Consider the following 26956-nt stretch of genomic DNA (forward strand, 5'->3'; position numbering starts at 1 on the left):
AACCGCCAGTCCAAAAGTCAGTGCAGTTGTTCATCCAGAGGCGCATGGTGGCCCAGGCCGTCGGTCGTGAACCAACGCTCGGCATCGTCGGGCAGCAGGACGGATCGACCGTCCTCAAGCACCGCCTCGGCCGCATAGGCGACGAAACCGCCGTCTTCGCCCAGAGCATAGACGCGGTAGAAGGGCTGATCCGCGGCGACCAGGCCGGTCTCGCCGGCCGGACCGTCATAGGCGTGGTCCACGTCCATCACCACGCCGCGAAAGGCGTCGTCGCGGTGGCGAACGATCTGGCCGATGGCGAAGCGGGCGGTGTAAATCCGGGTCATCCCTGTTGATACGACGCGGCGTATGACCCCCACGCCGACAGGTCTGTTCATCTTCCTGACAGAATGGCTTGGCGCGGACGATCTTCGCGGGTTAGGCTGATCGGGACGGGCGCCGTTTTGGACCGCCCACATCGGAATGACGACCCATGCCGGAGACCCACGGCGCGCCCCGACGGCGCGACGAGCGGTCCCAGCCTTCCCGTTCGCGGGATGCGTCGGGTCGGGATGCGCCGCTGTATGGCGCGCTCGATCTGGGGACCAACAATTGTCGGCTGCTGATCGCGCGGCCGTCGCGCGAAGGCTTTCGCGTCGTCGACAGCTTCAGCCGCATCGTGAGGCTGGGCGAAGGGCTGTCGCGGACGGGCCTGCTCGACCCCCGCGCCATGGACCGGGCCTATGACGCCCTGGCCCTGTGCGCCGAGCGGATCGTCAGGAAGGGCGTAGACTCGGCCCGCCTGAGCGCCGTCGCCACCCAGGCCTGTCGCGCGGCCGAGAACGGCGCCGACTTCATCGACCGGGTGCGCAAGGGGACGGGTCTGCGGCTGCGGATAATCGATCCGTCGGAAGAGGCGCAGTTGGCGGTCGAAGGGTGTCTGAACCTGATCGATCCCAAGGCCGAAGCGGTGCTGGTCATCGATGTCGGCGGCGGTTCGACCGAGATGTCGTGGCTGAAGCGCGAAGACGTGGAATGGACCACCACAGCCTGGATGTCGGCGCCGGTCGGGGTGGTGACCCTGGCCGAGCGGCACCCGGAGCCCCCGAACTCGGGCGAGGCCTGGTACGAAGCCATGGTCGCGGACATGGGCGCGGCGATCGCGGCCGGCGGCATCGTCGATGAACCGATGCTGGAGCTGTTCCGCCAGGACCGGGCCCATCTGGTCGGCACTTCGGGGGCGATCACCAGCTTGGCAGGCATCCACCTGAACCTGCCCCGCTATAACCGCGACCGGGTCGATGGGTTGTGGATGACGCGCGGAGAGTGCGAGGCGGCGGCGGATCGGCTGAAAGCTCTCGGGCCTGAAGGGCGGGCGCGTGAGGCCTGCATCGGTCCCGACCGGGCGGACCTGGTGCTGGCGGGGGCGGCCATTCTGGAGGCGGTCCAGCGGGCCTGGCCGTCCGAGCGGGTGCGGGTCGCGGACCGGGGCCTGCGCGAAGGCCTGCTGCTGCAGCGGATGCGCGAGGACAAAAAGCCGACGAAGAGCCGCAGGCGTCGGCGCGGTCGGGGTAGAGGAACGGTGCCCGCCGCCTGATCAGGCCGCAGGCGTGATCCGCACCGGCAGTTCGATGTCGCACACCGAGAAGTCCGCGCCGCGCGCCTGACGCGCCTGCTGCACCAGGGTCTGGAAGGTGGCGGAGTTGGTGTTTAGAACCGACGCCGTGGGGCGTTCAGCAGCGGGCAGGTCCGAGGCGACGCGGACGCGCGTCATCTGATCCGGCCCCTGGACGAGGCCGTCGGGCGTGCCGCTGGCCTTCAGAGCGCGCACCACGTCCAGACCGGACACGACGCGGCCCCAGACGGTGTAGCGTTTGTCCAGCGCCGGATAGGCCTGGCGCATCAGGAAGAACTGGCTGTTGGCGGTGTCATTGCCCTCGTCACGGGCCATGCCCGCGACGCCGGGGCAGTAAAGCGCCCAGCCGTGGACCTTGTTGTCGCCGGTGCCCGACATAAGGGCGTCGGGCTGGGTCTGGACGGGAATGGAATCGACGAAGCCGACCAGGGTGCCGACGGGGGCCGCGACGGGGGTGAAGGCCATATCCGCCCCGCGGCGGAAGGTGAATTCGCCCTTCAGGTCGGGATACCAGCTCTGCCCCTCGCCCGTGCCCAGCGGGTCGCCGGTCTGGGCCATGAACCAGTCGATCACCCGGTGCCAGACCAGATTGTCATAGAAGCCGCGCGAGGCCAGCAGCTTGATCCGTTCGACATGGGCCGGGGCGATCTGGGGCGCCAGCTCGACCAGGACCTGTCCCTTGCTGGTGTCGATGACCAGCAGGTTCTCGGGCGCGACGGTGCGCCACTCGGCTGGAGGCGGCGGGGGCGCAGGCACGGCGGTCGCGTCCTGGGCCAGGGCGGCCCCGGACGTCGCGGTCAGCATGGCCGTGGCGATCATCAGTGTGCGAATGGTCATCGTCCCCTACCCCGTCGTCTTGAAAGCGTCAGCCGCCAGTGACCTCAGCCACTGGCTGCACGTCGCAGATGCTGAAGCCGTTACCGCGCGCAGAGCGTGTGGCGGCGATCCGCTCGGCGAAGGCGGCGCTGCTTGCGTTCAGGACGCGCACCGTCGGACGGCTGGCCTCCGGCATGGCCGACGCCATGCGGACCTGGGTCATGGTGTCGGGATCGGTGACCTTGCCGTCCTCGGCGTCCGAGCCCTTCTTCAGCTTGCCCACCACGTCCAGGCCCGAGACCACGCGACCGAAGGCCGTATAGACGCCGTCCAGTTGGTCGCGCGCGCCCATCATCAGGAAGAACTGGCTGTTGGCGCTGTCGGGCGCGCCCGAGCGGGCCATGCCCAGCACGCCGGGGCAGAACAGGCCGTGGGCGTCGACCTTGAAGTCGGCGGTGACCATCATCTGGGCGTCGGGCTGAGTCTGGACCGGCAGGTCGCTGACCAGACCGCGCACGCCGGCGCCGACGCTTGGCACGGCGACGAAGCCGGCGTCGCGACCACGGCGGAAGCTGAACTCGGCCTTTAGGTCGGGAAGCTCGCTGCCGCCCTCGCCCGTGCCTTGCGGGTCGCCGGTTTGCGCCATGAATTCAGGGATGACGCGGTGGAACTTCAGACCGTCATAGAAGCCCTGGTTGGCCAGGGTGCGGATGCGTTCGGCATGATTGGGCGCCGCGACCGGGACCAGCTCGACCAGCACGCGGCCTTTGGACGTGTCGATGACCAGCAGGTTTTCCGGCGCGATGGTGCGCCAGTCGGAGGCCGCGGGCGTGGTCTGGGCCACGGCCACGGCCGCAGCCTGAACCTGAGCCTGAGCCTGAGCCTGAGCCTGGGCTTGGGCCGCGCCGCTCGCCAGAAGGGCGGCGACGGTCGCCGCGATGATCGCCTTGCGCATAGTCTATCAAATCCCGTTCTTGACCTTGGCCCGCACGCGCTCGGCGATGGCGGGGCTGACGAAACTGTCGATCGCGCCGTCCAGCCGGGCGATCTCCTTGACCAGCCGCGAGGCGATGGCCTGATGACGCGGATCGGCCATCAAAAATACCGTCTCGATGTCCTGATTGAGGCGCTGGTTCATCGCCGTCATCTGGAACTCGTATTCGAAGTCGGCGACGGCGCGCAGACCCCGGATGATGACGTTGGCGTCCAGCTCTTCCGCGAAATGCATCAGCAGGGTCGAAAAGGGCTGGACCACGATGTCGCCGCCGAAGCTGGCGACCTCCGCCTCGAGCATCTCGACGCGCTCGGCGGTGGAGAACAGCGGGCCCTTGTCGTCGTTCTGGGCCACGCCGATGACCAGCCGGTCCACCAGCTTCAGCGCGCGCTTGATGATGTCGGTATGCCCGTTCGTCACCGGGTCGAAGGTGCCCGGATAAAGTCCGATGCGCATGCGTGTCTCCCCAGCCTGTCGCGTGCCGTTGCGGTCGTCTAGCAGGTGCGAAATCAGCGGCCTAGCCGGCTGACGCCATCGTCATCGTCATCGTCATCGTCACGGTCGTCATCGTCGCGGGTCGCGATGGGTTGCGGCGGCTGGGCGGACCAGGCGGCCTCGATCCGGGCCAGCAGAGCCGGATCGTTGGCGAAGGCGACGCCGTCGATGGCCGTGATGGGACAGACAGGCGTGGCGCTGTTGCACAGGAAGGCGGCGTCGAAGGCGGAGATTTCTGAAAGCGAGACCGGCCGGGTTTCCGAGGCCAGGCCCGCCTCGGCCAGGCCGCGCTGGATCACCGCCTGGGTCACGCCCGCCAGCATCGGGGCCTGGGGCCAGACGATGCGGTCGCCCTGGACGAAGCCGATGTTCCACAATGTGCCCTCGGACACCTGCCCCTGCCCGTCCACGAATAGGGCGTCGTCGAAACCAGCGGCGCGTGCGGCGCGGCGCGCGCGGATCAGGCCGAAGGTCGCCAAGTGTTTCAGATGCGGGGCTTCGCGTTCGTAGGAGAACGAGGCGACGCGTACGCTGCTCGCCAGCGGCGGCGGCGCGGGCGAGACCATCGTCATCACCTTGGGCCTGCCGACGAAGGACGGGTTGCGATGGCCGATCTCGGGCGAGAACAGGCTGACGCGGAGCCAGCAGGCGTCGCGGTCGGCGACGGCGAAGGCCATCAGGCGGCAAAACTCGGCCTCGCCAGGGCTTTCGCCGAACAGTTCGACGGCGGCCTGATTCAGGCGGGCGAGGTGAAGATCTAGTCCGCGAGCGGCGCCGTTCTCGACGCGAAAGGAGGTGTAGGCGCCGTAGTTGACCAAGGCCTGGTGGGCGAGGTCTTCAGGCGATGCGGGGTGGCCGTCGATCAGGATGTCCAACCAAAACCTCCGCAATATTCCTTCCTTCTCCCAGAGGGAGAAGGTGGCCCGGAGGGCCGGATGAGGGGTTACGGTGTCGATCGCGTCGCACAGCGTAACCCCTCACCCTTTCGCGCTTGCCGATCGCTACGCTCTCGGGCGCTCAAGCCCTCTCCCGATGGGAGCGGGTCTTGGTTTTAGGCTTCGGTCTCGCCGCCCTCTTCACCCGCGACGTCCGCCTCATCCGAACCGCCGCTGTCGGGCAGGCGTTCGACCGAGACAACCTTTTCGTCCTTGGCGGTGCGGAAGATGGTGACGCCCTGGCTGGAGCGGCCGACGATGCGGACCTGATCGATGCGGGTGCGGATCATCTGGCCGCCCGAGGTGACCAGCAGCAGGTCGTCGGTTTCCTCGACCGGGAAGGCCGCCGCCAGGCGCGTGCCCGCGCGACCGCCCAGGCCGTGAGCCGTCAGACCCTGGCCGCCACGACCGGTGCGGCGATACTCATAGGCCGAGGAGCGCTTGCCGAATCCGGTCTCGGTGACCGTCAGGATGAACTGTTCGGCGGCGCCCAGTTGGGCGATCCGCTCGACCGTCAGGGCGGCATCGGCGACGTCGTCCTCGGCTTCGGCAGGAGTTGCGACATCCTCTTCCGCGTCCGCGCCGGCCAGAGCCTTGCGCATGGCGTTGGCGTGTTTGACGTAGGCCGAGCGTTCTTCGGGCGTGGCGTCGACGCGGCCCAGGATGGCCATGGAGATGACCTCGTCGCCTTCCTGCAGGCGCACGCCCCGGACGCCGGTCGAATCCCGGCCCTTGAACACGCGCACGTCGTCGGCCTTGAAGCGGATTGCGCGGCCCAGGGCCGTGGTCAGCAGGATGTCGTCGTCGGCGGTGCACAGGCCGACGCCGACCATGCGGTCGTCGCCTTCCAGCTTCATGGCGATCTTGCCGGCGCGGTTGACGGTGGCGAAGTCCGACAGCTTGTTACGGCGCACGTCGCCCGCCTGGGTGGCGAACATGATGTCGTAGTCGCCCCAGGTCGTCTCGTCCTCGGGCAGGGGCAGGACATTCATGATGCTGTCGCCCGGCTCGATGGGCAGCAGGTTGACGAAGGCCTTGCCGCGCGAGGTCGGATTGCCCAGCGGCAGGCGCCAGGTCTTCAACTTGTAGGCCTTGCCGTTGGTGGCGAAGAACAGGACCGGCGTGTGGGTCGAGGCGCTGAACACGCCGGTGATGGCGTCCTCGTCCTTCATCGTCATGCCGGACTTGCCCTTGCCGCCGCGATGCTGGGTCCGATAGGCGTTCAGGGCGACGCGCTTGACGTAGCCGCCGTGGGTGACGGTGACGACCATGTCCTCGCGCGGGATCAGGTCCTCGTCCTCCATCTCGCCGTCGCCTTCCCCGATCAGGGTGCGACGCGGCACGGCGAACTGATCCTTCACCGCGATCAGGTCGTCACGAATGATGGCCAGGACGTTCTTGCGGTCCGACAGGATGGTCAGGTGACCCTGGATCGTATCGGCCAGGCCGCGTGCCTCGCCGAAGATGTCGTCACGGCCAAGGCCGGTCAGGCGCGACAGGGTCAGGGCCAGGATGGCGCGGGCCTGTTCGTCGGTCAATTGCAGGCTGTCGCCGTTGATGACGACGCTACGCGGATCGGCGATCAGTTCGACCAGGGCCATCATGTCGCCGACGGGCCAGGCCTTGCCTTGCAGCCGCTCGCGCGCCTCGGTCGGATCGGCCGAGGAGCGGATGATGTGGATCACTTCGTCGATATTGGCGACGGCGACGGCGAGACCGACCAGGACGTGGCCGCGATCACGCGCTTTGTTCAGCTCGAACTTGACGCGGCGAACGACGACTTCCTCGCGGAATTCGAGGAAGATTTGCAGCAGGTCGCGCAGGCCCATCTGCTCGGGCCGGCCGTGGTTCAGCGCCAGCATGTTGACGCCGAACGAGCTCTGCATCGCCGTATAGCGCCACAGCTGGTTCAGGATCACGTCGCCGGAGGCGTCGCGCTTCAGCTCGATGACGATCCGCATGCCCTGGCGGTCGGACTCGTCGCGGACGTCGGAGATGCCTTCCAGACGCTTCTCGCGCACCATTTCGGCGATGCGTTCGATCAGGGTCTGTTTGTTGACCTGGAACGGCAGCTCGGTGACGACGATGGCTTCGCGATCCTTGCGGATCTCTTCCACCGAGGCGCGGCCGCGCACGACGACCGAGCCGCGACCGTCACGCAGGGCGTTGCGCGGCGCGGTGCGGCCCATGATCTCACCCCCGGTCGGGAAGTCGGGACCGGGCACGATGTCCAGCAGGGCGTCGTCGGTGATGTTGGGGTCGTCCAGCAGGGCCAGGGCCGCATCCACGACCTCGCCCAGATTGTGCGGCGGGATATTGGTCGCCATGCCGACGGCGATGCCGCCCGCGCCATTGACCAGCAGGTTCGGAATCCGGCTCGGCAGTACGACCGGCTCCAGCTCCTTCTCGTCATAGTTGGGCTGGAAATCGACGGTGTCCTTGTCGATGTCGGCCATCAGGGCGACGGCGGCCGGGGCCATCTTGGCCTCGGTGTAACGCATCGAGGCGGGCATATCGCCGTCGACAGAGCCGAAGTTGCCTTGGCCGTCGACCAGCATCAGCCCCATCGAGAAGGGCTGGGCCATCCGCACCAGGGCCATATAGACCGAGGCGTCGCCGTGGGGGTGGAACCGGCCCAGCACGTCGCCGACCACGCGGGCGCATTTCGAATAGCTGCGCTCGGGCGTCATGTTCAGGTCGTGCATCGAATACAGGATGCGACGGTGAACCGGCTTGAGCCCGTCACGGGCGTCAGGAAGGGCGCGCGAGACGATCACGCTCATGGCGTAGTCGAGGTACGAACGCTTCAGTTCGTCCTCGATCGTGATCGTGGAAATGTCGGAGCCGCCGCCTCGACCGTTGATCGGAGTTGCGGCGTTTTCGTAGCTGTCGTCGGTCAATGAAGCGTGGCTTTATGCGGCCGGAATCGGAACGTGATCCGCTGTGACGATTTCTAGCATTCCAGGGGCTCGGTGGCAAAGCGACGTCGCCGTGAAAGCCCGTCTCTGAAAGGACTTTCCATATGCGCGTCCACACCCTCGCCGCCGCCCTCATGATCGCCTCGCCGCTGGCCCTGACGACGGCCTGCGCCGCGACCCGAAACGCCCCGCAAACCCACGTCGAACGCGCGCCTGTCGGCGCGACGGGACAGGCGGTTCTGATCAACGCGTCTGGCGCCAACATCGGCCGCGTCGACCTGCGCCAGGGGCCGACCGGCCTGGTGATCAAGGTCGAGGCCTCGGGCCTGACGCCCGGCTGGCACGGCATCCACATCCATGCGACCGGCGAATGCGCCGCGCCCTTCACCTCGTCCGGCGCCCACATCAACCACGGCGAGCCCAAGGCCCCGCACGGCCTGCTGAACGCGGCGGGCCCGGACGACGGCGACCTGCCCAACATCTGGGCGGGCGCAGACGGCAAGGTGAACGCTGAACTGTTCACCCCCCGCGCTCGCATCTCGTCGGAAGGCCCCGGCCAGTGGCTCTGGGACGCCGACGGCTCGGCCATCATCATCCACGCCAATCCCGACGACCATTCGACCCAGCCCATCGGCGGCGCGGGCGACCGGGTGGCTTGCGCGGCGCTCAGCGCGAGCTAAGCTTTCTTTGACGTTGAGATCAGCCCGCTGGACCCTGTTCAGCGGGCTTCTTTTTGCGCCAGCAGGCGACGGATCAGCTCGGTCTGCTCTTCCTGGCGCGCGGTCAGGTGCTCGACCTTTTCTAGCAAGGCCATGATCTCGATCTCGGCCTTCAGGTTGACCTGATAGTCGTTGCCGGCGTCGAGCCGGTCCTTCTGCGCCTGACGGTTCTGGCTCATCATGATGATCGGCGCCTGGGCGGCGGCGATCATCGACAGCATCAGGTTCAGGAAGATGAAGGGATAGGGGTCGAAGGCGTCACGCCTGAGAACCAGGTTCAACACCGTCCACACGACCAGGAACAGGCCGAACGCGATCAGGAAGGTCCAGGACCCGCCAAACGTCGCCACCCGGTCCGCCAGCCGCTCGCCGAAGGTCTGACGGTCGTCGAAGGTCTCGTTGATGTCCTCGGAGATCGGGCGGCGCTCGGCGGCGCTACGGACCACGCTGGCCTCGTTCGCCGGCAGGTCGTGCGTCGCCTTGCCCAGCCAGCGGCGAGAGACGTGGTCGGCGTCGAGGGGGGCGTGGGGCATGAGAGGGTCTCCTGAAACGGTCAGGAACAGATCAAGCCTTGGCGGCCCCCGCGCGCAAGCCCCGTTCGGCCAGGGCGACCAGCGCCACCCCGCCCATGCCGATGGCCGAGCCGGTCAGGATCTGCGGCGTCAGCACGTCGCCCATGAAGCCCCAGCCGATCAGCATCGACACCACCGGCGTCACCAGCAGATAGGGCGTCACCCGCCCCGCCTCGCGCCGCTGCACCAGCCAGAACAGCAGGGTGGTCGCCAGCACCGACGACACGATCCCGGCCCACAACAGCGTGGCCCAGACCATCGGGGTGGCGGTCTTCACCGCCTCCCACTGCCCATGCTCGAACACAGCCGAGCCGAAGGCCATGACGGGAAAGGCGCCGAGCGCCAGCAGGCCCTGCATCTTCAGCGGCGGAATGGAGGTCGTGCGACGTGCGACGACCGTCGTCACGCCCCAGGCCGCGCCGGCGGCGATGGCGACCAAGATGGCCTTCCAGTCCTGCAAGGCGTGGGCGTCCAGCGTCATCCAGGCCACGCCGACGAAAGCCACGCCCATGCCGACCAGGGCCGCCTTGGACAGCCGCTCGCCCAGGATCAGGAAGGCGAACAGGGTGGTGAAGGGAATCCACAGCTGGTTGGCCACGGTCACCGGGCTGACGTCGGTCGCCAGCCAATAGGCGGTGTAGGCCAGACCATACTGGATCGGCCCCCCGACGATGACGATCAGCATCAGGCTCCTCCAGTCCGGGAACGGCGGCCGCACGAAGGCGATCAGACAGGCGCTGGCGATGCCGAAGCGGATCGCCCCGACCAACAGCGGCGACAGATGCTCGGTCGCCAGCTTGGCTCCGGCGTTGTTCACCCCCCACACGACAATGATCGCCACGATGGCGGCGATCTCCAGCCCGGTCAGGGCGTGGGGCTTTGCGGGAAATGGCGCGGGAGCGGGCCCAACTTCAGGATTGGCGTCGGTCATCACAGGCCTATGACACGGCTTTGCGCGCGCGTCGGCTCACATTGGATGACCCCAGGTTTCGGGATCAGAATTCCGGCTTGGCGACCATCAGCTATCGATCGCCAAGCCGGAGGCTCTTTTCAGAACGGAATGTCGTCGTTCAGGTCGTAGCTTTCCTTGGGTCCGCTGGGCTTGTTGGCGCCGCCGGTGGAGAAGCCCGAGGAATAGTCGTCGTCGCCGCGACCACCACCGCCTTGGCCGCCGCTGTAGCCGCCGCCTTGCGATCCGCCTTCCGAACGGCCGCCCAGCATGGTCAGTTCACCCTTGAAGCGGCTGACCACGATCTCGGTCGAATATTTCTCGACGCCCTGCTGGTCGGTCCATTTGCGGGTCTGGAGCGCGCCTTCGATATAGACGGTCGAACCCTTCTTCACATAGTTCTCGACCACCTTGACGATGTTGTCGTTGAAGATGACGACCCGGTGCCACTCGGTCTTTTCCTTGCGCTCGCCCGAGGACTTGTCGCGCCAGGTTTCCGAGGTCGCGATGGACAGGTTGGCGATGCGGTCGCCGTTCGGCATTGACCGGATTTCGGGATCGCGGCCCAGGTTGCCGACCAGAATGACCTTGTTGACGCTGCCCGCCATGGAAACTTCCTTCTCGTGTGAGGCGGCGACTGCATCGCCCGCCCCGTCAATTCAGTCCGATGTCTGACCGGGGCGACGCCTTATCGCCAGCCGCTTTCGACATCGCACCCGCCAAACCGGTGGATTAACGAAATGTTCCACCTTTGTTCACGTCACGCAAGCCCTACTTCGCGGCGGGGTCCGCTGCGATGGCGATGGGGCGGCCCGTCTCGTCGCGCTGGATGGCGCCGGGGATGGCCAGGCGGCCGTCGCCGGTGCGGGCCATGGCGAAGAAGCGGCTGCCGTTCAGGCTCTTGCCGATCTTGACCCCCTCGCGATCAATGAAGATGAACCGGCTCTGATAGGCGCCCGCGATCTCCTGGTTCGAGCCGCCCATGCGCAGGAAGCGCAGACGCATCTCCTCCAGACGCGCGGCGCACTGTTCCAGCTGAGGCTGGTCGTCAGCGATCTTCTGCAGGCGAGGCGGGGCATTGTCCGGCGTCGCCACGAAATAGCAGGCGCCATCGACGAACTCGTATTTCGGTTCGTTGGAGCAGGCGCCCAGCAGGGCCGTTCCTGCGACGGCGGCGAGAACGACGAGGCGCATCAGTTCATCCCAGGAAATTGGCAGTTGCGGTCCTGCTCAGCCAGCGTCCGGAAACGTGAATTGTCCCCTGACTGTTCCACCCGGCGCGGCACCAGGCGCAGCGTCGTATCGCCCCAGCGGCCATATTGAGCGTCGCCCGGTCCGACGCAGGTTCCGGCATACAGCGCCTGGACGCAGGCGTTCAGGCTCATGTTCGAAGACAGGGTGCGCCAGTCGGAACCGCTGTGACGCAGGCAGGGGCTGCCGTTGGCGACGGGCGTGGGTCGCGGCGCGGGGCTCTGCTCGACATAGGCGGGCGGCGCCGTCTCGGCCATCTCGACGGCCGGCAGTTCGGGCGGCGGGGCGAAGGCGGCGGTGGGGGCGGCGGCCAGGGCGCCGGTCGCGTCCAGACCCACGTCCAGAGCGTCGGTCGCCAAACCGTTTCGCTGGGCGCAGACGGCCAGGGTCGCCATGCCCACGAACTGACCATCGACGAAGCAGCGCAGCTCGCGCGTCGGCTCCAGCGAAGGGGCATCGGCCAGATTGACCACCAGCCCGCCCTTGGACGCGGGCGAGGCCTCCGGCGTCCTGTCGCCGCCGCCAGTGAAGATCAGGGCCAGCACGACGGCGGCGATGATCACCAGACCAGCGCCGACCACGATGATGACGCGGTTGTCTTTCGGAAGGGCCATGAAGGGGCTTTCGCGGATGATGAGGTCAATAACTCCGACCGGGCGCCGGGCGTCAACCGCCTTGGACGGCAATGGCCGCGATCAGGCGAGAAGGCGGTTGAGCGCAGCCTGATAATTGGCCAGCTGCGTCTGCTGATAGCCGGTCGAGGAGCCGTTGCCGGTCTGGGTGTTGGTGGTCGTCGCGGATTGCGGCCCAAGGGAACGATAGGCGGAGCGCACCGCCGTCATGGCCTGGGCCAGCGACTCGATGGCCGACTTGATCCCTGCGGCGTCGCTGAGGTTCAGGGTGTTGGGCAGGTTCAGGCCGTAGGTCTTCACGGTCTTGTCCGAGGTCTTGCCGACGAAGCCGGGCGACAAGCCCAGGGCCGCCAGCGCGTCCTTGCCCACGGCGCCGGCCGAGATGACGGCGCCCTCCTTGTTGTCGGCGGCGACGATCTGAAGGCGCTGGACCGGCGGGACCACCTTGGAATCGGTGATGACCGTGGCCTTCAGCTGACGGTTGGAGGCCGTCATGATCTTTTTGGCCAGGGTGTCCAGCGTGTCCTTGGCGTCGATGGTGACGGCGACCGCGCGGCCGCCGTTGGCCGGCGAGATGGTGAACTGGTCGCCGACGCGGGCGGAGGTGCCGATGGTCAGCAGCTTGGAATCCGTCTGCAGAATTTCACCCTGCGGCAGACCCAGCCGGTCCAGCACGCTGGCGCCGCCCGAGACGACGCTGAGGCTGGTGGGGGTGACCTGATCCCCGTCGCCGCGCCAGGTTTGATTGTATTCGACCGCCCCGGTGTCCAGGTTCAGACGCGCCAGATAGGCGCGCGTCGGATCGGTCTTGGCCGCGCCCGCGTCGCGGTTCGTGCCGGTGATCCAGACCTTGCCGTCCTTGATCTGGACGTCCGCAGCCGTGTCGTTGCCAGCGCCGCCGAAATAGGTCAGCCGGTCGCCGGCGGCGGGCTGCAGATCGGCCGACATGGTGGCCACGAAGACGTCGGTGCCGCCGGCGTGGGCGTTGGTCGCCGTGCCGATGTCCAGGGCGGGATTGTCCGTCTGGCCCGTCAGCACGACCTTGCCGTTCTCGACCGAAATCCCGGCGATGGCGCCGCTGGCCAGGCCCAGGTCGCGCGTCGCCGACAGGGTGGGAACGCCTGCGCTGTCCAGCGTGAACCGGCGCACGACGGCGCGTCCGTTCTCGACCCCGGCTGTATAGATGTCCGAGCCTGAGACCGTCATGGCCTGGACGGAGTCGTCGCCATTGGTGCCGAACTGAAGGGTCGAAACGTTCACCCCGCCGACCGGACCGATGACGGTCAACGGCTTTTCCTGGAAGGTCTGAAGGTAGGAGTCCCAACCGCCCAGAGCAGCCTGGCCGGGCATGGCCGATTTCGAACGGCCGGCGACATAGACCATGCCGTCGGCGCCGAAGCCGACCTCTGTCGCCTCGTCCGCCGCCTTGGCGCCGCGCCTTTGGGTCCACAGCTCCTTGCCGTCCTGGAAGACGGTGACGAAACTGTCGGCGGTCGTGGCGCTATCGCCGCTCTTGCCCGGTTCCAGCGCGCCGGTCACCGACCCCGCGACCGCGACGCGGCCGTCGGCGTCCACGGCGATGGAGAAGCCATTGGCGGTGGAGGCGGCGCCCAACAGCTTGGTCTGCATCAGATTGCCGGCGGAATCGTATTTCAGCAGAGCGACGTCGCGGTCGCCCTTGATCGGCTGGTTAGGGTCGCCTTCCGTCAGGTCGGCGACGACCCAGATCGAGCCGTCGGGCGCGACGGCGCTGGAGCGCACGGCGGCGACGCCTGCGGGCAGGTTGGTCTGGCCCGCCCTGCCCTCGACCCAGAAAGGATCGTTCACGCCCTGCTGGGCTGCAGGGGCCGCGCCGCCGTCAGCCTGGAACTTCAGCAATTGAGCCGCGCCTGTGGTCCCGCCGCCTTGGGTTACATAGACGGCGTCGGAGGTGTCCACCGCCTGGAAGCCGACCGTCTCGCCCACGGCGCCGCGCACCTTCAGCGCCCACTGATCCGGCCCGGCCGGCAGGGTGATGGTCTTGGAGCCACTCTTGACCACCTTGGGCTGGGCCGCGATCATTTCACGCTCGATGCGCGTGGCGACGCCGGCCGTTTCCAGCTTGCCGTTGATGTGGGCCAGGACGTTGTCCATCGTCCGGGGCGTCGCCCCCATCTCGGACAGATCGACATCGACGGCCTGGCTTCCGCCCGCCGTCTTGATGGTGACGGCGAACTTCACATCGCCCTCGAACGCCTTGACCGGCGCGCTCAGGGCGCCGTCGTGGATCGGGGCGGTGACGAAGGTGGATTGCGCCTTTTCCAGCGCATAGCCGGTCTTCACCGTGGATTGGGACACGCCCTGCACCATCCGCACGTCTTCGAATCCGGCGGATTTCAGATAGTCCGACATTTCCGCCAGACCGGCCTCGAACCGCTTGCCGACCTGTGCGGCTTCGGCGCTGCTCAGCCCCTTGGTGTTGGCGCGGTCGGCCAGCGCGCTGAGGGTGTTGAGCCCCTGATACAGGGCGAAGAGCTTGCGGTAGTCGGCCGAGGCGCCGGCGAGATCCAGATCGACGGCGGATTCGTTGATCAGTCGCCGCCCGCCCAGCGCGGCGCGCACCATGTCGCTGGCCTTGGGCGGCGTGGCGGTCGAGGCCCAAGGGGCCGTCGGCTGGGTCTTCCTGGCCTTGGCGGACGTGGTTGCGCCGAATAGCGACGACGTATCCGTCGTCACCCCGTACAGACCCAGCAGATAGCTGTTGTTGATCATTCAGACGGCTCCGACCCTATCGTGCGCCTGCGCCCGATAACGAACCGTTAAGCTGTCGGATCAGCCCTTGAAGAGCGACAGGATGATCTGCGGCGCCTGGTTGGCGATCGACAGGGCCTGAACGCCAAGCTGCTGCTGGACTTGCAGGGCCTGAAGGCGGGCGCTTTCCTTGGCCAGATCCGCGTCCACCAGATTGCCGATGCCGGCCTCCAGCGCGTCCGACAGCTTGCCGACATAGGTGGTGTGGCGTTCGATCTGTTTGGACTGGGCGCCCAGTTCGGCCAGGCGGGCCGTGCTGGTGGAGATGGCGGTGTTGATCCGTGTCAGGGCGTCATCGGCGTTCGCCTTGGTCAACAGGTCCGGAGCCGCCGCCACCGGCGTCGTGGAGGCCGCAAGACCCAGGCCCGTCAGCGTCATGTCCTGGCGGTCCAGGGTGATGGTCTCGGTGCCGTCGGCGCTGGCCAGGAAGTTGATGCCGGCGGTCGCCGTGCCGTCCAGGATGTTCGAACCGTCGAAGATCGCATTGTCCGCGAACGACTGGATCGACTTCAGCAGCGACTGGAACTCGTCATTGTAGGAGGTCCGCATCGCCAGGGTGGCGCTTTCGTCCGACGCGGCGGTGGCCTTGCCCTTCAGCTCGATCAGCAGGTCCGAGATCTGCTCGCCCGCCGCCAGCGACACGTCGGCGATCGAGGTCGCCCGGTTCAGGCTGGTAGCCACGGCTTCGAGCGATCCACGATCCGCCCGTTGTCCCTGGGCGACGGCCCAGACGGCGGCGTTGTCTCGCGCGCCCTGGACCTTCAGGCCCGTATTCACCCGGCTCTGCGTCAAAGCCAACTGGTCGTTGGTTCTGTTCAGATTCTGCAGGGCGATCATCGCCGAGGTGTTGGTGTGGATGCTGGTGGTCATGGCTTCAAGCCCCGGACGTTCTGTTCCCATCAGTATTAACCATGAGTCGTGAGCGGAGGGTTAACGCGCCAGAAACCATGAATTCGCCGTCCGGCGAGCCGGCGGCGTTAACGATATCAGGATCGACAGACGGTCGTCAGACCGAGGTGTCGACCACCTTTCCTCCGCGATAGGTCGGATCGCCGGCCAGTTTCTCCACGTCTTCACGCGGCAGCTGACGGATCACCTCCCCCGTCACCCGGTCCAGGACCTTGTAGACGTAGCGGTTGTCGCCGAGCGCCTCGATCGTCAGGCGATACCGGCTGGCGTCGCTGTTGTCGTTGCGGGGTTCGGGCTGGACGACCGATGCGGACGAAGGCACGGCGGCAGGCTGGGGTACGCTTGTTACTCTCGCGACATGGTTTGTCATGGCTCCCCGCGCGGATAAATCCGCGCTCCTCTAAAGGATGAGAGACGCTCGGCCGGGGCGACGACGTCGCCCCGGCCGGTCGCCTTAGCGGAACAGGCCCAGCAGGATCGAGCTGGACGAGTTGGCGATCGACAGCGCTTGCACGCCAAGTTGTTGCTTGGTTTGCAGGGCGGTCAACTTGGCGCTTTCCTTGGCCAGGTCAGCGTCCACCAGGTTGCCGATGCCGGATTCCAGGGCGTCCTGGAGCTTGCCGACGAAGGCGCTGGTGCGGCCCACTGACTTGGATTGAGTGCCCAGCGTCGCCAAGTCGGTGGTCATGGCCTTGATGGCCGCGTCCACCTTGGTGGCGAATGCAGCTGCCGCAGTCGCGTCAGCCGGAGCCGTCTGGGTCGCCGTCACGTCGGTGATCGCCGTAGCGGCCGCCTTGTCCGTCGTACCGAAGCCGATCTGGTAAGTATTGCCAGTGGCCGCCGTGGACGTGGTGACATTGGTCGCCGTGGTGGTGTTCCACAGGTTCACGCCGTCGAACGTTGCGCCTTTCAGCGAAGAGTCCACTTCCTTGCCCAGAGCGTTGAAGTCAGCCAGGTAGGCTGCCTGAGCGTCACCGGTGGACGATGCGATGTTGACCGCAAGGGCCTTCATCTCTTGGAGAGCGCTGGTGGCGGTGTCGCCCGCAGCCAAGGCGACGTCGATGATCGACTGACCGCGTTGCAGCGAGTTCTTGACCGCATCCTGAGCACCCATCGTGGCGCGTTGGGTCGTGGCGATGGCGAAGATCGCGCCATTATCCTTGGCCGACGAGACCTTCTGACCGGTGTTGATGCGGTTTTGGGTCGTTTCCAGCTGGGCGTTGGTCTTGTTCAGGTTCTGCAGCGCGATCGATGCGCCGTAGTTCGTGTTGATGCTGTTAGCCATTTTGGCTGTCCTTCTTCACTTCGTGATGGCCGCCGCCATTTTGGCGACGGGAGCGTTTTGCTCGATAGTTCAGGCCGTTGGCCGGGACGCCGAAGCCTCCCGGCCCTCCGGGCCTTAGCGGAACAGGCCCAGCAGGATCGAGCTGGACGAGTTGGCGATCGACAGCGCCTGCACGCCAAGCTGTTGCTTGGTTTGCAGGGCGGTCAGGCGGGCGCTTTCCTTGGCCAGGTCGGCGTCCACCAGGTTGCCGATGCCGGCTTCGGTCGCGTCTTGCAGCTTGCTGACGAAGCTGACCTGACGGCTGACCGACTTGGACTGGGTGCCCAAGGTGGCCAGAGCCGTCGTGACGGTCTTCAGCGCTGCATCCACAGCCGTCGTGGTGGCTGCGCCAGCGGCGATGGCGCCCGTGTTGACGGCGGTCAGGGTCGCATCGCCCGATTGCGAGGCGGCGAAACCGACGCCGTAGGTGCCGCCCGACGTATTGGTCGTCAGGTTGGTCACGCCGGCGGTGGACCACAGGTTGACGCCGTCGAAGCTGGCGCCCGAGAGCGCCGAGGCGACTTCCTTGCCCATGGCGTTGTAGTCGGCCAGGTAGGCCGTCTGCGCGTCGCCGGTCGAGGAGGCGATGTTGACCGCGAGGGCCTTCATCTCTTCCAGAGCCGACGTCGCCGTTTCACCCGCAGCCAAGGCGACGTCGATGATCGACTGACCGCGTTGCAACGAGCCCTTGACGGCGTCCATGGCGCCCATGTTGGCGCGCTGGGTCGTGGCGATGGCGAAGATCGCGCCATTGTCCTTGGCCGACGAGACCTTCTGACCGGTGTTGATGCGGTTTTGGGTCGTTTCCAGCTGGGCGTTGGTCTTGTTCAGGTTCTGCAGCGCGATCGAAGCGCCGTAGTTCGTGTTGATGCTGTTAGCCATTTTGGCTGTCCTTCTTCACTTCGTGATGGCCGCCGCCATTTTGGCGACGGGAGCGTTTTGCTCAGGGTGTGGCGGCCGGACGATGCCGGCCCCCGATGACGAAGCCTTGGCGCGATCCGCCGAAACGGATCACGCCTCCGGGCCTCAGCGGAATAGGCTCATCAGGATCGAGCTGGACGAGTTGGCGATCGACAGCGCCTGCACGCCAAGCTGTTGCTTGGTCTGCAGCGCGGTCAGCTTGGCGCTTTCCTTGGCCAGATCCGCGTCCACCAGATTGCCGATGCCGGCTTCGGTCGCGTCCTGCAGCTTGTTGACGAAGGTCATCTGGCGACCGACCGACTTGGACTGGGTGCCCAGGGTGGCCAGGCTGGTCGTCACGGTCTTGATGGCGGCGTCCACGTTGGCGACGGTCGCATTGGCGGCCGTGATCGCGCCGGTGTTGACGGCGGTCAGGGTGGCGTCGGCCGAAGGCGCGGCGGCGAAGCCGATGGCGTAGGTGCCCCCCGAGGTGTTGGTGGTCAGGTTGGTGACGGCGGCGGTCGTCCACAGGTTCGCGCCGTCGAAGCTGGCGCCGGACAGAGCCGAGGCGACTTCCTTGCCCAGGGCGTTGTAGTCGGCGAGATAGGCCGTCTGCGCGTCACCGGTCGAGGATGCGATGTTGACCGCCAGGGCCTTCATTTCTTCCAGGGCCGAAGTCGCGGTGTCGCCGGCGGCCAGGGCCACGTCGACGATCGACTGACCGCGTTGCAGCGAGTTCTTGACCGCATCCATGGCACCCATGTTGGCGCGCTGGGTCGTGGCGATGGCGAAGATCGCGCCATTGTCCTTGGCGGAGGAAACCTTCTGACCGGTGTTGATGCGGTTCTGGGTGGTTTCCAGCTGGGCGTTGGTCTTGTTCAGGTTCTGCAGCGCGATCGATGCGCCGTAGTTCGTGTTGATGCTGTTAGCCATTTTGGCTGGTCCTTTTCACTTCGGTGACATCCGGCGTCTTTTGTCGCCAGGAGCTTTTTGCTCGGTGGGTAAGAAGCAATTGCCGGGCCACAAACGCAGACCGACAAATCTTCTAAGCTACTGTTTTCGTATATTAATCTTTGATTTACCGTCCTTCCTGCTCGGCAGAACTTGCCGAGCGAGGATGATCGCTCGGCAAGATTTGCCGAGAGACGGGCGAAAGCTGGGGCGCGGACCTGGGTCCGTCCGCGCCGAATGCGTGGGGACGCGCCGCCTTAGTTGCGGAACAGGCTCATCAGGATCTGGCTGGACGAGTTGGCGATCGACAGCGCCTGGACGCCCAGTTGCTGCTTCGTCTGCAGGGCGGTCAGCCTGGCGCTTTCCTTGGCCAGGTCGGCGTCCACCAGGTTGCCGATGCCGGCTTCGGTGGCGTCCTGGAGCTTGCCGACGAAGGTAAGCTGGCGGCCGACCGACTTGGACTGGGTGCCCAGGGTGGCCAGGTTGGCGGTGACTTCCTTGATGGCGGCGTCGACGATGGTCGTCGTGGCCCCGGCGCGGGCAGCCGTGCCGGCCGAGACGGCGACGATGGGAGCCGCTGCGGCCTTGTCGACCGTGCCGAAGCCGATCTGGTAGCTGCCGCCGCTGACATTGGTGGTCAGCGAGGTGGCGGTGGTGGTGTTCCACAGGTTGACGCCGTCGAACGACGCGCCCTTCAGCGAGGAGTCGATTTCCTTACCCAAGGCGTTGAAATCGGCCAGATAAGCGATTTCGGCATCGGAGCCGGCGACCGACGACTGGATGTTGACCGCCAGCTGCTTCATTTCTTCGAGCGCTGCGGTGACGGTGTCGCCGGCGGCGAGCGCCACGTCGACGACAGCCTGTCCGCGCTGCAGCGAATTCTTGACCGCATCCATGGCGCCCATGTTGGCGCGCTGGGTCGTCGCGATGGCGTAGATCGCGCCGTTATCCTTGGCGGTGGCGACTTTCAGGCCCGTGTTGACACGGTTCTGCGCGCGCTCCAACTGAGCGTTGGTCGCATTGAGGTTCTGCAGCGCAATGGCGGCGCCGTAATTCGTATTGATGCTGTTAGCCATTTTGGCTGTCCTTTTTCACTTCGTGTGATGTCAGGCGCCATTTTAGCGCCAGGAGCATTTTGCTCGGGCTTCCTAAGAGCAAGCGCGAGGCCAGCTCAAAACGGAGCGGCGGCCAGACGCCTCCCTTGTTTTTGTTGGATTTATTTCCGTGTTCAGCAGGGCGACCCGGCAAGCCTGCCCCTGGGGCGGCAGAAGTTGCCGAGCCGTTTGTGCAGGGTGTCAGTCCGGCGGCCGCTTGAGGCCATGTTGCGCATCCTGCATCGCCCGTTCGGCCAGCAGGGTCTCGACCGCCAGACGCCTGGCGCCGTCGCAGGCGACGATCTGGGCGCCACGCTGGGCATAGGCCGCGTCCAGATCTCCTGCCGTGGGATCAGGCGGCAGGGTCGCCAGGGCGCACGGCCGCTTCGCCGCCTCCGGCAACGTCAGCCGCGCCGGCGCAACCGTCGAGATCGGGGGCGAGCCGGCACAGCTCGCGGTCATGGCGGCACAGACGATCAGCGCGGCGGTGTTCCAAGGGATGGTCGGCGTCATCGGCGCTCCTGGCCTGTGTGACGGCGGTCGCGGTCGCCCGTTCCACCGCCGTCGTCCTGTGTTGATAGTGATCGACGCGAACGGCCTGGGCCGCCGCACCAGCGGTCTCGATGCGCCTGGCGTCGGCTTGCGCGGTCGCGACGGCGACGGCGTCTCGCGCTTGGGACCGGGCGGTCTCCAGGCGCTTCTGCTGAAGGTCCAGCGGGTCCCAGCGAAAGCCCAACCCGCCCAGCAGGGCGAAAGACAGGGCCAGCGTCGCTACGCCCGCCGCCCACCAACCCAGCGGGGTCAGCGCGCGCAGCATCGATCCCGCGCTCATGGGAAGGCCTTTCGATCCAGTTCGAAATGCGGGCCGTCGCGCAGCGTCTTCCAGTCCCCGCCCCAGATCAGCGGCGTCTTCAGATCGGCGGCCGCCGCCTTGAACGCCTGGGCGATCCGGCCATACAGCGGCCAGTCCCAGCGCACCTGACCCTCGACCAGGGCGGCGACATCGACCGCGTGACCCGTCAAATGGCGCGAGCGCAGCGTGCGGCTGGCCCCGGCCTTGACCAGCGCCGCCTGACGCGTCGCCGTGCGCAGGCCCTCCGTGATCATGAAGTCGACAGAAGATCGCAGGATCGCCGCCTCAACCACCGCCGTCAGCGCCGGATGGACGCCGACAAGCCGCGCCCGCGACCGGGTGGAAAGCCGAAAACTCATGGCCGGCCTCCCATCATCTTCAGCCGGGCGTTTGCCAGAAGGGCGACCAGTTGCTGGGCTGTGGGCGCCACCAGATAGAGGACCAGGATCAGGGCCAGCAGTCCCATCAGCCCATCCGTCATCCTGGGCAACATCTCGGGCGGCATCCGCCCCACAGTCCGCATCAGCAGCACCCACAGCCCCGCGCTGACGGCGAAGGCGTAGAGCCGGCGAAACAGCCAGCGCCCTTCCGCCAGCGGCTCTATCGTCGGTCGGGTCATTGTTCGTCCTCCTTGTCATAGGTTTCCACGACGCAGCGTCCGTCCCAGCCGGACTGGGCGCGCCATTCCCCGTCGCTGAGGCTGTCGGGCGCTTCCCACGCCTCGGGCTCCAGCACTTCGACCGGCTCGGCCGGATGCCGCCGCCGGCTCATCCGACGGCCGTGATGCGAACGGCGCCCGCCGCGCCGGGACCGCCAAGGCCTGCGGCGGTCAGACCCGCGCCGCCGCCCCCTCCGCCTGCGCCGAAGGTCGCGCCTGCGCCGCCGGGACTTCCGGCGCCGCTCGCCGATGCGGTCCCGCCGCCGCCGCCTCCACCGGACAACGACAGATGGGGCATGACGACGATCGAACCCGCCGCACCCGCCGCCCCACCTGCGGCCAGACATCCGCACCAGCCGCCGCACCCGCCAGGTCCTCCAGCACGCGCACCATCGGACGCGCTCAGCCCGCCGCCAGCGCCGCCGCCGCGGGGTCCATCGGGACAGACCGTCTCGCCGCCGGTCGCTGCTGTGGTCGTGATCGATGAGCCGCCGCCGGGGTTGGCGACGCGCAAACCCAGGCCGCCGGCGCCGCCCAGGCCCGCGCTGGCGCTACCTGTCGCACCGCCGAGGCCGCCCGAGGCGCGCAGCAAAACGTCGCCGCCCGCCGCGATGCGGCTCTCGCCTCCCGCAGCACCCCCAACGCCGCCCGCGCCGACGGTGATGGTCAATGCATCTTCGAGATCGTCAGTGGACCAGCAGCCTTGCGTCAGGCCGCCCGCGCCGCCGCCCCCGCCCCCGAAACGCGCGGTTCCAGCCGGCCCAGCCAGCCCAGCGCCGCCCCCTCCTCCGCCGCCGACGCAAGCCACTTCGAGCCAGCGCGCCCAGGACGGCGCGACATAGTCGCCGTCTGCGGTGAACAGGGTCGTCTCACGCCTGACGGCTCCCAGGTCGAAGGCGACGCGGCCGGTGGCGCGGTCCACGCGAAACACGCTCCGCCATGTCCCCGAGTCGTCGCAGGCCTTGAGCCCCAGATCGTCCTCGCCGATCAGGCCAAGTTCGGCGCGGGCGGCATATCCGCTCTGGAACAGCAGCGACAGTACATCGGCCGCCGCTTCCTTGTTCAGCGTCAGACGCAGGTCGCCGTCGCCGCCCTCCTCCACGCCGCGCGCGGTGAACAGGGCGGCGTTGATCTTGGCGGACAGGGGATTGGCGTCATCGGCGGTCGTGCCCGGGCCCAGCCGCGCCAAACCTTGAGCCTCGCCCAACCGTTCGCCGAGCGCGACCCAGCCCGCGTCGGTCCGCACCAGAACGGCTGGCTCGTCCAGCACCACGGCGATCAGGCCATTGGGCGTCGGCACGACGGTCCAGCCGCCCGCCTCGAACCGCATCAAGCTTCCGCTTGCTCGCCCGCCCCAGGCGGCCCCCTCCACATCGTCCGGCAGGATATAAAGGTCGCCGTCGGCCGGAGCGGGCGCCTGAACCGCCGTGGTCCGGCTGACCACCGCCGTTTGCAGCAGGGCGTCCAGCCGGGTCAGGGCCGTGTTCAGGGTCACGTGCTTCTGCATCTGTCCCGCCGCCAGATAAGGCAGGGCCAGACGCGCACTGAAGTCGTCGCTCATCATTCTCTCCGTTGTCGTCGGAGATCAGTCTGGGCGCGGCCCTACCTCAGGCCGGAAGATGGTCGATACGATGGACTAGGCCGTTGTTTTCAGACGGCTTCGGTTTGCAAAATATGCAGGCTAGACCGGTTCAACCCGCGCATCTCAGTCGTGAAGATAGACGATCCGCTTCAGCGTCTGGTCGTTTTGCACCCGCGCCTCATGCATCTCGTGGTCGCCGCTGGCGCGCGCATTGGCCTCGGTGTCCTCGACCCAGTGGGTGCTTTCGATGTGTTTCTGCAGCGCCCGCGCCGCCATCAGCTGGCCGGGGAAAAAGGTGTCCACGATGTCGCCCGCGAGGGGCACAGTGCCGGTCGCCGTGTCGATGGCCATATAGGCCCCCATCCGCGCAAGTGTCGCCGGCGTCGCCTTGGCCCGCACGGCCTGAAGCATCAGCCAGCCCCCGGTTCCGACTGTATAGACCGTGCCGACGACCGGCACCCAGGTCAGCATGGCGTCCAGCCCCAGGCCGAACGGCCCGATGCCGATCACGCGGTCGGACAGCTTCTTTACGCCCTCGACATTGGACCAGATGTTCTCGATATCCCGGATCGACCGTCTGGCCATGTCGCCCTCCAAAGCGTCGCCTTAACGCGGCGCGACGCTTCGCGTTCAATCCGAGAGATACGTCTTCGATGACCCTGATCAAGCTGGCGGCGAATGTGACGGCGAGCGCCCTGCTGCTGGGGCTGGCGGCGTTCGGCGTGGCGGCCCTCAGCGGGATCGGACATCGCTGGGTGGACATCCTGGCCCAGTTCACGTCGCCGGTGCTGCTGGCGGCCGTCGGCGTGACCCTGGTCTGTCTGGTGCTGCGACTGTGGCCGGCCTCGATCGTCGGCGGACTGGCCTGTCTGGTGCTGACCATTTCGGTCTGGCCCCAGTGGACGCCGACGAAGGGCGTCCCTGTTCCGGACCAGCCCATCGTGCGCGTCTATTCCGCCAATCTGTGGGTGTTCAACACGGACGTGGCGGCGATGCGCCGTTCGATTTCCGCCGCCGACGCCGACATTCTGGTGCTGGTCGAAATGGGCCAGGCGCCGGCATCGCGACTAGATGCGCTGCTGCCGGATTATCCTCACCGCGTCCTGATCGGCCAGGCACGCCCCGGCGACCATGCGCGCTCGATCATCGCCTCGCGCTATCCGATCCTGCAACGCCTGCCCGAACGGGCCGACGGCCTCAGCGCCGTGGGCGCGACGGTCCAGACGCCCATCGGCCCGATCAACGTCTTCGGCGTCCACCTGACCCGGCCCTGGCCTTATCAGTATCAGTGGGGCCAGATCAGCCAGGTCATGGCCCTGACCGAGCGTCGCAAGGCCGCGCCGGACCACCCCGTCATCGCCGCCGGCGATTTCAACAGCGTCTCGACCGCCCGCATCGGTCGTCAGATCCAGGCGGACATGGGTCTGATCCCTGCGCCCGGTTGGCCCGCGACCTGGCCCAGCCAGGCCCCGGCCTTCGCCGGCATCACCATCGATCAGGTCTATCGCTCCCCCGACCTGGCCCTGATCACGCGACGGTTGGGCCAGCCGACGGGGTCCGACCATCGCCCGGTCGTCACAGAGTTCACCCGCGCGCAGTCGCCGCGATAAGCGCCTTCAGCCGCGCCTCGTGCCCGTCGGTCGGAAAGTCGTCGGCGATCCAGTCGTCCTCGAACGCCTTGATCAGCCGGCCGGTCTCAGGCCCTGCGGGAAGGCCCAGCCGCGCCAGATCGCGCCCGCCGACCGGTATCTTGGGCGGTGTCCAGTCGGCGGCTAGCGAACGCAGCCGCGCGCCGTCGCCCTCGCCTGCCGCCTCGGCGCGCATTAGCCGATCCTCGAAGGCCCTGCGCCCCAGCCGATAGATCGCCGCCCGCGCCTCCGCGTCGCTCATGCGCGGCGACACGGCCGGGCCGTCCCCGACCGCCGCCGCCAGTCGGTCCCGCACCGCGTTCGACAGGCGTAGAGCGCTCGCGACCACTGCCGCCGCATCGGCGGGCAGCAAGGCCGACAGCCGCATCACCGGGTCGTCGGTCAGACCACACATCGCCTCGAACAGCGGCAAGGGCTGCACCTGCGGCAGCACCTGGGCCAGCACGCCCGTCTCGGCCATCGCTTGCACCGCCGCACGCGGATCGCGCGCCGCCAGCAGCTTCAGCAGCTCCTTGGACACCCGTTCGGCCGACAGCTTGGCCATGCCGCCCTTCAGCGCCGCACAGGCCGCCAGCCCGACCGCGTCCGGCGCGCCCCGCCCATACCAGGCGAAAAACCGGAAGAAGCGCAGGATGCGCAGATAGTCCTCGCGGATGCGCGTCTCGGCCTCGCCGACGAAGACGATCCGACCCGCCGCCGCATCGTCCAGCCCGCCGCCGGTCGGGTCGAACACCGTCCCGGCCGCATCGGCATAGAGGGCGTTCAGGCGGAAATCGCGCCGCGCCGCATCCTCGGCCCAATCCTCGGTGAAAGCGACGACGGCGCGGCGTCCGTCCGTCTCGACGTCTCGGCGCAGGGTCGTGATCTCATAGGGACGCCGCTCCGACACCCCGGTCACCGTGCCGTGCTCGACGCCCGTCGGCACGGCCTTAAGCCCCGCCGCTTTCAGCGCTGCTATGGTCTCTTCCGGCCTCAGCCGCGTGGCGATGTCGATGTCGTCCACCGGCTGGCCCAGCAGGCTGTTGCGCACGCAGCCGCCGACGAACCGCGCGCAGCCTGGGCCACCCGCCGCCTCCAGCGCCGCCATAACCGCCCGCGTCGCCTGGCTTTCCAGCCACGGCTGTCCCGCCATGGAGAGGCTCATGCGGCGTCCTCGTCCGCCGCTGCGTCGGGAGCCGGCTCGTCGCCATACAGCCGCACGTGCAGGGCCTTCAGTATCCCCGCCGTCACGCCCCAGATATAGCGTTCGCCCCAGGGCATGGCCCAGAACCAGCGCCGCAGCCCCTCGTCCATGTCGTAGAAGTCGCGCCTGTGGTTGGCCGCGTCCATCAGGAAGTCCCACGGCGTCTCGAACACCTCAGCCACCTCGTCCGGCGAAGGCGTCGTCACCGGCGCCTCACGCAGCCAGCCGATCACCGGCGTCACCAGGAACCCCGTGCCTGTCTCATAAGCGTCGGACAGGCCCAGCACCTCGACCGCAGAAGGGTTCAGCGCCACCTCTTCGTCCGCCTCGCGCAGGGCCGCCTGGACCGCGTTCTCGCCCGGATCCAGCCGTCCGCCCGGAAAGGCGATCTGGCCCGTATGCCGCGCCAAGGTGTCGGCCCGCCGGGTCAGCAGAACCGTCGCTCCCTCCGGCCGCGCCACGACGGGGATCAGCACCGCCGCCGGTCGAAGTTCCTTGGCCGTCCGCATCGCCTGGGGGTTCAGATCGAAGTCCGACCGCGCCGCGATCAGTTCCGGCCGCCAGGTCTCGACCGGCGCCAGCCGTTCGACCAGCCGGTTTCTCAGTGTCTCCAGGCTCACGTCACGGTTCCCAGCGAGAAGGTCTGGCCGTTTGATTTAACGACCAGTCGTCCATCGACCTCCTCGGCCATCTCGACCAGTTCATAGAAGACCGGGCGTGCGATCCGCGCCCACAGGTCTCGCCGCACATGGATGCGCGGCGCCGGCTCACCCGTCGTCGGGTCGGTCTCGACCACGATGGGATCGGCCTCGCTCGCCGTCACCTCGTCCCCGACATCGGTCGTGAACACCAGGTCGTCGCTCTCGCGCGCCATCGCCACGGCCCGGAACGGCAGATCCTCGACCTGGATCTTCAGCTTCTCGACCGGCGTGACCAGGTGATAGCCGTCCGGGTCCTTGCGCAACACGGTCGAGAACAGCCGCACCAGTTCCTTTCGGCCGATGGGCGAGCCTTCGTGCATCCAGACGCTGTCGGCGCGGATGACGATGTCGATCTCGCCGCAATGCTCGGGATGCCACAGGTGAACCGGCGGCAGCCCTTTTCCGGGCGCCTGTTTCGCCGCCTCGGCGACGGCGTTCAGTCCTGACTTGGGATCATTCATCCCTC

At 67.4% G+C, this 26956-nt stretch carries 31 protein-coding genes; 3 read left to right on the plus strand and 28 right to left on the minus strand.

All coding sequences use genetic code 11. From position 1 onward, the window contains the following. Positions 1-17 precede the first annotated feature (17 nt). Complete coding sequence (gene hspQ / locus EGY25_RS00985) at positions 18-326, minus strand: heat shock protein HspQ (RefSeq protein WP_135193195.1); 309 nt, start codon at positions 324-326, stop codon at positions 18-20. Positions 327-472: 146 nt separating this feature from the next. On the opposite strand from hspQ, the gene EGY25_RS00990 reads away from it, so the two are divergent. After that, complete coding sequence (locus EGY25_RS00990; protein WP_135193196.1) at positions 473-1576, plus strand: Ppx/GppA phosphatase family protein; 1104 nt, start codon at positions 473-475, stop codon at positions 1574-1576. Here EGY25_RS00990 and EGY25_RS00995 read toward each other — a convergent pair whose 3' ends face one another. The 5 genes from EGY25_RS00995 to gyrA form a co-directional block, all read right to left on the minus strand. Next, on the minus strand, positions 1577-2452 hold the full coding sequence (locus EGY25_RS00995; RefSeq protein ID WP_135193197.1) for a peptidylprolyl isomerase: 876 nt from the start codon (positions 2450-2452) through the stop codon (positions 1577-1579). Positions 2453-2480: 28 nt separating this feature from the next. Then, positions 2481-3386 (minus strand): peptidylprolyl isomerase, encoded by a 906-nt coding sequence (locus EGY25_RS01000; RefSeq protein WP_135193198.1) that lies wholly within the window; start codon positions 3384-3386, stop codon positions 2481-2483. Between the two features lie 6 nt (positions 3387-3392). Beyond that, positions 3393-3881, minus strand: coding sequence for a pantetheine-phosphate adenylyltransferase (gene coaD / locus EGY25_RS01005; protein WP_135193199.1), 489 nt, complete (start codon positions 3879-3881; stop codon positions 3393-3395). A gap of 53 nt (positions 3882-3934) precedes the next feature. Then, entirely contained in the window at positions 3935-4795 is an 861-nt protein-coding gene (locus tag EGY25_RS01010) for an aminotransferase class IV (protein WP_135193200.1), read from the minus strand. 176 nt (positions 4796-4971) lie between these two features. Continuing rightward, entirely contained in the window at positions 4972-7755 is a 2784-nt protein-coding gene (gene gyrA / locus EGY25_RS01015; protein WP_135193201.1) for a DNA gyrase subunit A, read from the minus strand. A 122-nt stretch (positions 7756-7877) separates the two neighbouring features. Here gyrA and EGY25_RS01020 point away from each other — a divergent pair, with 122 nt between their 5' ends. Further along, a complete protein-coding gene (locus tag EGY25_RS01020; protein WP_135193202.1) occupies positions 7878-8453 on the plus strand; it encodes a superoxide dismutase family protein in 576 nt (191 codons plus the stop codon). A gap of 38 nt (positions 8454-8491) precedes the next feature. On the opposite strand, the gene EGY25_RS01025 is transcribed toward EGY25_RS01020, so the two are convergent. From EGY25_RS01025 to EGY25_RS01110, 19 genes are all read right to left on the minus strand, one after another. Then, positions 8492-9025, minus strand: coding sequence for a DUF1003 domain-containing protein (locus EGY25_RS01025; protein WP_135193203.1), 534 nt, complete (start codon positions 9023-9025; stop codon positions 8492-8494). 31 nt (positions 9026-9056) lie between these two features. After that, complete coding sequence (locus EGY25_RS01030; protein WP_135193204.1) at positions 9057-9995, minus strand: DMT family transporter; 939 nt, start codon at positions 9993-9995, stop codon at positions 9057-9059. Positions 9996-10114: 119 nt separating this feature from the next. Further along, positions 10115-10621 carry a single-stranded DNA-binding protein gene (ssb, locus tag EGY25_RS01035; protein WP_135193205.1) on the minus strand — a complete coding sequence of 169 codons (507 nt, stop codon included), beginning with the start codon at positions 10619-10621 and terminating at the stop codon, positions 10115-10117. Positions 10622-10784: 163 nt separating this feature from the next. Beyond that, entirely contained in the window at positions 10785-11207 is a 423-nt protein-coding gene (locus EGY25_RS01040; RefSeq protein ID WP_135193206.1) for a hypothetical protein, read from the minus strand. Next, positions 11207-11878 (minus strand): hypothetical protein, encoded by a 672-nt coding sequence (locus EGY25_RS01045; protein WP_135193207.1) that lies wholly within the window; start codon positions 11876-11878, stop codon positions 11207-11209. Before EGY25_RS01045 ends, EGY25_RS01040 begins: the two co-directional genes overlap by 1 nt. A gap of 81 nt (positions 11879-11959) precedes the next feature. Continuing rightward, entirely contained in the window at positions 11960-14647 is a 2688-nt protein-coding gene (locus tag EGY25_RS01050; RefSeq protein WP_135193208.1) for a transcriptional regulator, read from the minus strand. A 60-nt stretch (positions 14648-14707) separates the two neighbouring features. Next, positions 14708-15556, minus strand: coding sequence for a flagellin (locus EGY25_RS01055; protein ID WP_135193209.1), 849 nt, complete (start codon positions 15554-15556; stop codon positions 14708-14710). Between the two features lie 136 nt (positions 15557-15692). Continuing rightward, positions 15693-15965 carry a flagellar protein FlaG gene (locus EGY25_RS01060; RefSeq protein WP_135193210.1) on the minus strand — a complete coding sequence of 91 codons (273 nt, stop codon included), beginning with the start codon at positions 15963-15965 and terminating at the stop codon, positions 15693-15695. An 84-nt stretch (positions 15966-16049) separates the two neighbouring features. After that, entirely contained in the window at positions 16050-16880 is an 831-nt protein-coding gene (locus EGY25_RS01065) for a flagellin (protein ID WP_135193211.1), read from the minus strand. Positions 16881-16994: 114 nt separating this feature from the next. Further along, entirely contained in the window at positions 16995-17801 is an 807-nt protein-coding gene (locus EGY25_RS01070) for a flagellin (RefSeq protein ID WP_135193212.1), read from the minus strand. Positions 17802-17945: 144 nt separating this feature from the next. Continuing rightward, positions 17946-18752: a flagellin gene (locus EGY25_RS01075; protein WP_135193213.1), complete on the minus strand. Its 807-nt coding sequence runs from the start codon at positions 18750-18752 to the stop codon at positions 17946-17948. Between the two features lie 275 nt (positions 18753-19027). Further along, complete coding sequence (locus tag EGY25_RS01080) at positions 19028-19846, minus strand: flagellin (RefSeq protein WP_135193214.1); 819 nt, start codon at positions 19844-19846, stop codon at positions 19028-19030. A 219-nt stretch (positions 19847-20065) separates the two neighbouring features. Continuing rightward, positions 20066-20266, minus strand: coding sequence for a hypothetical protein (locus tag EGY25_RS01085; protein ID WP_135193215.1), 201 nt, complete (start codon positions 20264-20266; stop codon positions 20066-20068). Continuing rightward, on the minus strand, positions 20217-20696 hold the full coding sequence (locus EGY25_RS01090) for a hypothetical protein (RefSeq protein ID WP_135193216.1): 480 nt from the start codon (positions 20694-20696) through the stop codon (positions 20217-20219). Before EGY25_RS01090 ends, EGY25_RS01085 begins: the two co-directional genes overlap by 50 nt. Continuing rightward, entirely contained in the window at positions 20693-21076 is a 384-nt protein-coding gene (locus EGY25_RS01095) for a M15 family metallopeptidase (RefSeq protein ID WP_135193217.1), read from the minus strand. The genes EGY25_RS01090 and EGY25_RS01095 overlap by 4 nt, the downstream gene beginning before the upstream one ends. Then, complete coding sequence (locus tag EGY25_RS01100; RefSeq protein ID WP_135193218.1) at positions 21073-21336, minus strand: hypothetical protein; 264 nt, start codon at positions 21334-21336, stop codon at positions 21073-21075. Before EGY25_RS01100 ends, EGY25_RS01095 begins: the two co-directional genes overlap by 4 nt. Then, complete coding sequence (locus EGY25_RS16390) at positions 21333-21488, minus strand: hypothetical protein (protein WP_167762445.1); 156 nt, start codon at positions 21486-21488, stop codon at positions 21333-21335. The genes EGY25_RS01100 and EGY25_RS16390 overlap by 4 nt, the downstream gene beginning before the upstream one ends. Continuing rightward, positions 21485-22936 (minus strand): DUF2793 domain-containing protein, encoded by a 1452-nt coding sequence (locus EGY25_RS16825; RefSeq protein ID WP_135193219.1) that lies wholly within the window; start codon positions 22934-22936, stop codon positions 21485-21487. Before EGY25_RS16825 ends, EGY25_RS16390 begins: the two co-directional genes overlap by 4 nt. Positions 22937-23080: 144 nt before the next feature. After that, the gene (locus tag EGY25_RS01110) at positions 23081-23542 is read right to left on the minus strand and encodes a DUF4112 domain-containing protein (RefSeq protein ID WP_135193220.1); all 462 of its coding nucleotides are present in this window, start codon (positions 23540-23542) and stop codon (positions 23081-23083) included. A gap of 68 nt (positions 23543-23610) precedes the next feature. On the opposite strand from EGY25_RS01110, the gene EGY25_RS01115 reads away from it, so the two are divergent. Then, on the plus strand, positions 23611-24567 hold the full coding sequence (locus tag EGY25_RS01115; RefSeq protein ID WP_135193221.1) for an endonuclease/exonuclease/phosphatase family protein: 957 nt from the start codon (positions 23611-23613) through the stop codon (positions 24565-24567). Here the strand turns inward: EGY25_RS01115 and EGY25_RS01120 are convergent. The 3 genes from EGY25_RS01120 to EGY25_RS01130 are packed head-to-tail and all read right to left on the minus strand — an operon-like array spanning position 24542 to position 26951. Next, entirely contained in the window at positions 24542-25750 is a 1209-nt protein-coding gene (locus EGY25_RS01120; RefSeq protein WP_135193222.1) for a CCA tRNA nucleotidyltransferase, read from the minus strand. The genes EGY25_RS01115 and EGY25_RS01120 overlap by 26 nt on opposite strands. Beyond that, positions 25747-26409: a CoA pyrophosphatase gene (locus EGY25_RS01125; RefSeq protein ID WP_135193223.1), complete on the minus strand. Its 663-nt coding sequence runs from the start codon at positions 26407-26409 to the stop codon at positions 25747-25749. Before EGY25_RS01125 ends, EGY25_RS01120 begins: the two co-directional genes overlap by 4 nt. After that, positions 26406-26951 (minus strand): DUF1285 domain-containing protein, encoded by a 546-nt coding sequence (locus EGY25_RS01130; RefSeq protein WP_135193224.1) that lies wholly within the window; start codon positions 26949-26951, stop codon positions 26406-26408. The genes EGY25_RS01125 and EGY25_RS01130 overlap by 4 nt, the downstream gene beginning before the upstream one ends. Positions 26952-26956: the final 5 nt, after the last annotated feature.

This window comes from Brevundimonas intermedia (assembly GCF_004614235.1).
GTDB classification, from domain to species: domain Bacteria; phylum Pseudomonadota; class Alphaproteobacteria; order Caulobacterales; family Caulobacteraceae; genus Brevundimonas; species Brevundimonas intermedia_A.

Excerpts from the sequence above, each read along its gene's own strand:
- hspQ (WP_135193195.1), bottom strand. The coding sequence starts at position 326 with ATGACCCGGATTTACACCGCCCGCTTCGCCATCGGCCAGATCGTTCGC.
- EGY25_RS00990 (WP_135193196.1), top strand. The coding sequence starts at position 473 with ATGCCGGAGACCCACGGCGCGCCCCGACGGCGCGACGAGCGGTCCCAG.
- EGY25_RS00995 (WP_135193197.1), bottom strand. The coding sequence starts at position 2,452 with ATGACCATTCGCACACTGATGATCGCCACGGCCATGCTGACCGCGACG.
- EGY25_RS01000 (WP_135193198.1), bottom strand. The coding sequence starts at position 3,386 with ATGCGCAAGGCGATCATCGCGGCGACCGTCGCCGCCCTTCTGGCGAGC.
- coaD (WP_135193199.1), bottom strand. The coding sequence starts at position 3,881 with ATGCGCATCGGACTTTATCCGGGCACCTTCGACCCGGTGACGAACGGG.
- EGY25_RS01020 (WP_135193202.1), top strand. The coding sequence starts at position 7,878 with ATGCGCGTCCACACCCTCGCCGCCGCCCTCATGATCGCCTCGCCGCTG.
- EGY25_RS01025 (WP_135193203.1), bottom strand. The coding sequence starts at position 9,025 with ATGCCCCACGCCCCCCTCGACGCCGACCACGTCTCTCGCCGCTGGCTG.
- EGY25_RS01030 (WP_135193204.1), bottom strand. The coding sequence starts at position 9,995 with ATGACCGACGCCAATCCTGAAGTTGGGCCCGCTCCCGCGCCATTTCCC.
- ssb (WP_135193205.1), bottom strand. The coding sequence starts at position 10,621 with ATGGCGGGCAGCGTCAACAAGGTCATTCTGGTCGGCAACCTGGGCCGC.
- EGY25_RS01040 (WP_135193206.1), bottom strand. The coding sequence starts at position 11,207 with ATGCGCCTCGTCGTTCTCGCCGCCGTCGCAGGAACGGCCCTGCTGGGC.
- EGY25_RS01045 (WP_135193207.1), bottom strand. The coding sequence starts at position 11,878 with ATGGCCCTTCCGAAAGACAACCGCGTCATCATCGTGGTCGGCGCTGGT.
- EGY25_RS01050 (WP_135193208.1), bottom strand. The coding sequence starts at position 14,647 with ATGATCAACAACAGCTATCTGCTGGGTCTGTACGGGGTGACGACGGAT.
- EGY25_RS01055 (WP_135193209.1), bottom strand. The coding sequence starts at position 15,556 with ATGACCACCAGCATCCACACCAACACCTCGGCGATGATCGCCCTGCAG.
- EGY25_RS01060 (WP_135193210.1), bottom strand. The coding sequence starts at position 15,965 with ATGACAAACCATGTCGCGAGAGTAACAAGCGTACCCCAGCCTGCCGCC.
- EGY25_RS01065 (WP_135193211.1), bottom strand. The coding sequence starts at position 16,880 with ATGGCTAACAGCATCAACACGAACTACGGCGCATCGATCGCGCTGCAG.
- EGY25_RS01070 (WP_135193212.1), bottom strand. The coding sequence starts at position 17,801 with ATGGCTAACAGCATCAACACGAACTACGGCGCTTCGATCGCGCTGCAG.
- EGY25_RS01075 (WP_135193213.1), bottom strand. The coding sequence starts at position 18,752 with ATGGCTAACAGCATCAACACGAACTACGGCGCATCGATCGCGCTGCAG.
- EGY25_RS01080 (WP_135193214.1), bottom strand. The coding sequence starts at position 19,846 with ATGGCTAACAGCATCAATACGAATTACGGCGCCGCCATTGCGCTGCAG.
- EGY25_RS01090 (WP_135193216.1), bottom strand. The coding sequence starts at position 20,696 with ATGAGCGCGGGATCGATGCTGCGCGCGCTGACCCCGCTGGGTTGGTGG.
- EGY25_RS01095 (WP_135193217.1), bottom strand. The coding sequence starts at position 21,076 with ATGAGTTTTCGGCTTTCCACCCGGTCGCGGGCGCGGCTTGTCGGCGTC.
- EGY25_RS01100 (WP_135193218.1), bottom strand. The coding sequence starts at position 21,336 with ATGACCCGACCGACGATAGAGCCGCTGGCGGAAGGGCGCTGGCTGTTT.
- EGY25_RS16390 (WP_167762445.1), bottom strand. The coding sequence starts at position 21,488 with ATGAGCCGGCGGCGGCATCCGGCCGAGCCGGTCGAAGTGCTGGAGCCC.
- EGY25_RS16825 (WP_135193219.1), bottom strand. The coding sequence starts at position 22,936 with ATGAGCGACGACTTCAGTGCGCGTCTGGCCCTGCCTTATCTGGCGGCG.
- EGY25_RS01110 (WP_135193220.1), bottom strand. The coding sequence starts at position 23,542 with ATGGCCAGACGGTCGATCCGGGATATCGAGAACATCTGGTCCAATGTC.
- EGY25_RS01115 (WP_135193221.1), top strand. The coding sequence starts at position 23,611 with ATGACCCTGATCAAGCTGGCGGCGAATGTGACGGCGAGCGCCCTGCTG.
- EGY25_RS01120 (WP_135193222.1), bottom strand. The coding sequence starts at position 25,750 with ATGAGCCTCTCCATGGCGGGACAGCCGTGGCTGGAAAGCCAGGCGACG.
- EGY25_RS01130 (WP_135193224.1), bottom strand. The coding sequence starts at position 26,951 with ATGAATGATCCCAAGTCAGGACTGAACGCCGTCGCCGAGGCGGCGAAA.